This is a genomic window from Photobacterium frigidiphilum (assembly GCF_003025615.1).
Classification (GTDB): Bacteria; Pseudomonadota; Gammaproteobacteria; order Enterobacterales; family Vibrionaceae; genus Photobacterium; species Photobacterium frigidiphilum.
Window position 1 is genome coordinate 14,051 of record NZ_PYMJ01000033.1, and the last position, 4,589, is coordinate 18,639.

Sequence of the window (4,589 nt, forward strand, 5' to 3'; positions counted from 1 at the left end):
GGTCACTCATCAAAGTTAATTTTAGGTCTATTCAGTTTTATACGATCTGAACGTTGGCGTAGGTCATTCCACAAACTTAACCTGGAAGCTTTACCTGCTAACTGTCCTTGTCCTTTCTGTTTCATCAACCAGAGTTTGCTAGCATTAAAGCTGTATATAGGCAGTAAATCTGGTCGTTCTGTTGCTGGCTTAATGTCACCATTAAGGTTATCAAGCAGCAATGGTACAGATGACGGGGTAGGGTAATAGGCTACCACCATATGAAACTGATTAAGTTCTAGTGCCTTTACATATACTAATCGTAACTTGTTATCGGCAACGCCCAATTCACGCAACGAGAAGTATTTTGCAATACTGAAATCTTCACAATCACCAGCCCCCACACCTAGAAACTCAAGGGGGGTCGCCCAGAAGTCTTCTTTTCCCCATAGCTTGATATCATCAATAAAAATCAGCTGGTTAAAGAAATTATTTACCTCTTGTAGCTTGGTATCAATATCTTGTGAAGCATTATCATTAACAATATTCCGCCATGCCGTCACTCGCTTTCCAGCACGTTCACCATAAAATTGCATGATGGTATTGATTTGCTTCGACTCTTTATCCGTCAATGCAATCGCACTTGTTGATAATAATAGAGCGAGAACCCAGAAAGCCACTCTCTTCATTCTATTGGGTCAATTATCAGTGAAAGCATTAATTATCTCTTAACGTAAAAATAGTCCATTCTTCAACAAGGCTACCTTTTGAACCGATAACACGTGCAACAACACGACGGCTTAGCGTGTTAGTGGCTTCACTTGATTCTGCTTCGACTGGCTCAGCGTCGCCAAAGCCAATTGTTTTTATTCGCTGTGCAGCAACACCTTCGGCAATGAGTTGTTCGCGTACTTTTGCAGCTCGTCGTTTTGATAGACCAATATTGTATTCTGCGTTACCGACTGGGCTCGCATAACCTTTTAATTCAATATACGTTTCTGGGTATACCTCTAAAAAATCAGCCATACGCTGAATTTCTGACAAAAAGACTTCAGGTATTGTTGATGAATCATTGGCAAAAAGAACCCGTACATCATTTTCTTCTTCACGATTTACGCTGGTTGGGCAGCCATCATTATCTACGATGGCAGAATGTGGGGTGTCAGCACATTTATCACGAGCGTTAATAACGCCATCGTTATCAAAATCCCGTTGGTCTTGTGATTGCTCAGCAATAGGAGGCTCTTCCACTGTGACAGAACAGCCAAATAAGGTGAGTGCTAATAAACTGGTTACAGCTCGTTTCATTGTTATTATTCCCTTATTTATTTGACTGTTTTAACCCAGCTCTCTGGTACATCAACACGCATTTCATCGAGTAGTAAACCTGTCGCATTCAAAACACGGTATTTGGCTAAAATACCGCTGTAATGGGCATTTAGATAGGCTTTACGTGATTCAAATAGCTCATTTTCTGTGTTCAATACGTCCAATAACGTTCGCTTACCAATTCTAAATTGTTTCTCATAAGCGATGACTGTTCGAGCAGAAGCATCAACATGTTCTTGCAAAAATTTAGTTTGATCAGATGCCAGTTCCATGGCACTCCATGCTAAACGCGTGCCTTCATCTAGCATGCGGTGGGCGCGATCACGAACATCTTTAGATTTATTGATTTGGTATGCCGCACGACGACTTTTTGCTGCATCAGAGCCACCGTTATAGAGGTTATAACGCATTTTTAGCATTGCTTTGAACTCATCGGTATCACCACGTGAACCATCGAGTTCTTCTCCCCATTCTTGAGAAGCTTCAATACTGAATGATGGATAAAATGTGCCTTTAGCCTGTTCATATTGTTGCTGAGCAGCTTCGATATCATTAGAAGCCACATAAATAACAGGGTTGTTCTTTCGTGCTTTTTCCATTGCGTCATCAAGCGAGCTCGCCACGTAATTTATGTCGACTTCTGGTTTTTCTAACGCCTCGGGATATGCTCCAATTGTACGAATATAAGCTGTATTTTTGTCGTTTAGGTTACTTTTTGCTGATAATAAATTGGTGTTTGAACGAGCTAGACGACCTGCTACTTGAGCTAGATCTGCAGTAGAACCTATGCCTGAATCGGCACGCTTTTTAATATCTGAATACATGCGTTGGTGAACCGCAAAGTTGGCTTCAGACAGCGCTAATATTTCTTGAGCACGTAATACATCGAGGTAGCTTTCTGTGGCTTTTAGTGCCATGTCTTGTGCGTCAGACAATAATTGGTAACGTTGAGCTTCTGTTTCTGCTTTATTACGCTGAATATCGTTATACGTTATTGAGCCATCCCACAGTAATTGTCTGATTGATATTTTTGCATTTCGAGGGTCAAATTCCCCTTTAGTGCCTAACTTGTTATCGTAATCTTCATAGCCAATACCGGCCTCTAGATCGACAGAAGGTAGGTAGTCTCCCGTTGATGCATCAATGAGCTCGTTACGACTCATAAATTCATTATAGGCACTTCGGATTTCCGGGTTTGAGCTTAAGGTTTGAGCAATAGCTTGCTCTAATGATTGAGCCATCACAGGCATAGCCATAAATTGTAAGCTAATTACTAGAGCGATCTTTTTAATGCGTTGGTTTGTTATCATTATAATTACTCTCTTAACGCTGTTTGACGCGCTTTGAGCACTGGTTTAAGCAGATAATCTAAAACAGAACGCTTGCCTGTGATGATATCTGCCGACGCGGTCATACCAGGGATGATAGGTAAGGGCTCACCATCTGGTCCTTTAAGGGTGTTATCTTCAGTCCTTATACGTACTTGGTAATAACTATTTCCTTCTTCATCCTGAATCGTGTCAGCACTGATTGTTTCTAAGTAACCAGACAAACCACCGTAAACTGTAAAATCATAAGCACTAAATTTGATCATTACAGGTAAATCTGGACGTAAAAAACCAATATCTTGAGGTGCGATTTTTGCCTCAACCAGTAAATTATCTTCTGATGGAACAATCTCAACTAGGTCCATTCCTGGTTGAATGACACCGCCCACAGTATTGACATGAATCTTTTGGATTGTGCCTGTTACAGGAGATAAAACGACAGTTCGATTGACGCGATCTTCAAGGCCCACCTGTGATTCTAATAAACTGTCGAGTTGGTAACTGGTTTCATTCAATTCTGCTTGTGCTTCAGAGCGAAAATTAGATGCGATATTAATATATTTGAAAATCACTTCTTGAATTGTTGCCTGTGTAACCGGTATCTGTAGCTCTGCAGATGTCAATTCACGCTTAGTATCGTTTAGTTGCCGTTGTAGTTTGAGCAATTCAATCTTGGGTACAACGCCTTCATCAGCTAGAGGTTTTGTGATGTTATATTCTTTACTGGCGATGTTATAGCTACGTCGAAGGTTATTCATACGTGATTTAGTTTCGATTAATTCACGCTCTTTTTGACTAATCTGTTGTGCCATTCCTGACAGTTGGTTTTGAACATTTGAAATGTTATCGTTGTATTCATTTCTTTGACGTTGAACCAGTCTTTTATGTTTATCTTCAAAATTGGTATCAAATTTAAGAATGTTATCTTCTACATCAACACTTTTTCGCCAGTTACTATTTGCATTTTTTTTGTGAATCGTGACGCTATTTAATAAAGCATTTAGGCGTATAGAGTCAGCTTGAGATCCTGCCAAGTTTTGCGTTCGCTCACGAAAATCGGATCGGAATAGAGTGTCATCAATCAATAGCAGCTTTTGATTTTGCTCTACATGCTGTCCTTCTTTTATCAACACTTCTTTGACAATGCCGCCTTCTAGGTTTTGCACAATTTGTAGCTGCGATGATGGAATTACCTTCCCTGTGCCAACTGTTACCTTATCTAGCTTGGCGACAGATGCCCAAGCAATTGCAACGATAAAAAACAACACCATCACCCAAAGCATTATTCGCGCACTATGTGGTGTATTTAGCAATAAAGCCGCTGATTTGTCATCAACGAAGTCTAATTGAGTAGTTGAAAGTGCTCGGTTTTTCTTCGCCATAAAATTACCAATGCAGTAGCCTAAAAATTTATACAGCAAACATCTACTTACATTCTAGTCTTAAAAAAATATATTCTTTATAAAACAGAGAGTAAAAGTTTCATATCTTGCTATTTCTTCTTATGTCATTAAATGCATCTTGCTCCACAGGTGCTTAAGGTGCATTTTTCTATACAAAACATAGATGAGGGATCTACTCATTATGCTATTCACTACTTATAAAATACACTGTTATGTGCAATTGGTTTAATTTGTCTTCTGTCAGTATGTTTGTAACAGATTATTCCAGATGATAAACTGCCAATATATTGACGTAAAGTGTTATTTTTTGCTAAAAGTATGAATGCTTTATCACAAAATGACGTCAAAAAAGTGATAGAAGCACAGTTTAACGATTAACGTAGCATTATTGGAAAGTATGCTTTTTAGAGATTACTTCCAAATGCTAGAAGAAATACATGATTTTATCTATTCAGATGAAGTTAGGTATTTGATAAAAATAATAATAATAATAAAGATAAAATCATATGTGCGTATGTACATATCCAAGTGCTAACTGAGTGGTCTTTTT

4 protein-coding genes are annotated in these 4,589 nt (G+C 38.9%); all 4 read right to left on the minus strand.

Features of this window, described 5'->3' with window-relative positions; genetic code table 11:
- Positions 1–2: 2 nt before the first annotated feature.
- The 4 genes from C9J12_RS23365 to C9J12_RS23380 are packed head-to-tail and all read right to left on the minus strand — an operon-like array spanning position 3 to position 4,018.
- A complete protein-coding gene (locus tag C9J12_RS23365) occupies positions 3–668 on the minus strand; it encodes a transglutaminase-like cysteine peptidase (RefSeq protein ID WP_107244906.1) in 666 nt (221 codons plus the stop codon).
- Between the two features lie 28 nt (positions 669–696).
- On the minus strand, positions 697–1,287 hold the full coding sequence (locus tag C9J12_RS23370; protein WP_107244907.1) for an OmpA family protein: 591 nt from the start codon (positions 1,285–1,287) through the stop codon (positions 697–699).
- A 17-nt stretch (positions 1,288–1,304) separates the two neighbouring features.
- Positions 1,305–2,618 (minus strand): TolC family outer membrane protein, encoded by a 1,314-nt coding sequence (locus C9J12_RS23375; RefSeq protein WP_107244908.1) that lies wholly within the window; start codon positions 2,616–2,618, stop codon positions 1,305–1,307.
- A gap of 5 nt (positions 2,619–2,623) precedes the next feature.
- A complete protein-coding gene (locus C9J12_RS23380; protein ID WP_107244909.1) occupies positions 2,624–4,018 on the minus strand; it encodes an HlyD family type I secretion periplasmic adaptor subunit in 1,395 nt (464 codons plus the stop codon).
- Between the last annotated feature and the right edge of the window lie 571 nt (positions 4,019–4,589).

What these genes read in the sequence shown, in the direction of transcription:
- C9J12_RS23365 (WP_107244906.1), bottom strand. Translation starts at nt 668, where the DNA reads ATGAAGAGAGTGGCTTTCTGGGTTCTCGCTCTATTATTATCAACAAGT.
- C9J12_RS23380 (WP_107244909.1), bottom strand. Translation starts at nt 4,018, where the DNA reads ATGGCGAAGAAAAACCGAGCACTTTCAACTACTCAATTAGACTTCGTT.
- C9J12_RS23370 (WP_107244907.1), bottom strand. Translation starts at nt 1,287, where the DNA reads ATGAAACGAGCTGTAACCAGTTTATTAGCACTCACCTTATTTGGCTGT.
- C9J12_RS23375 (WP_107244908.1), bottom strand. Translation starts at nt 2,618, where the DNA reads ATGATAACAAACCAACGCATTAAAAAGATCGCTCTAGTAATTAGCTTA.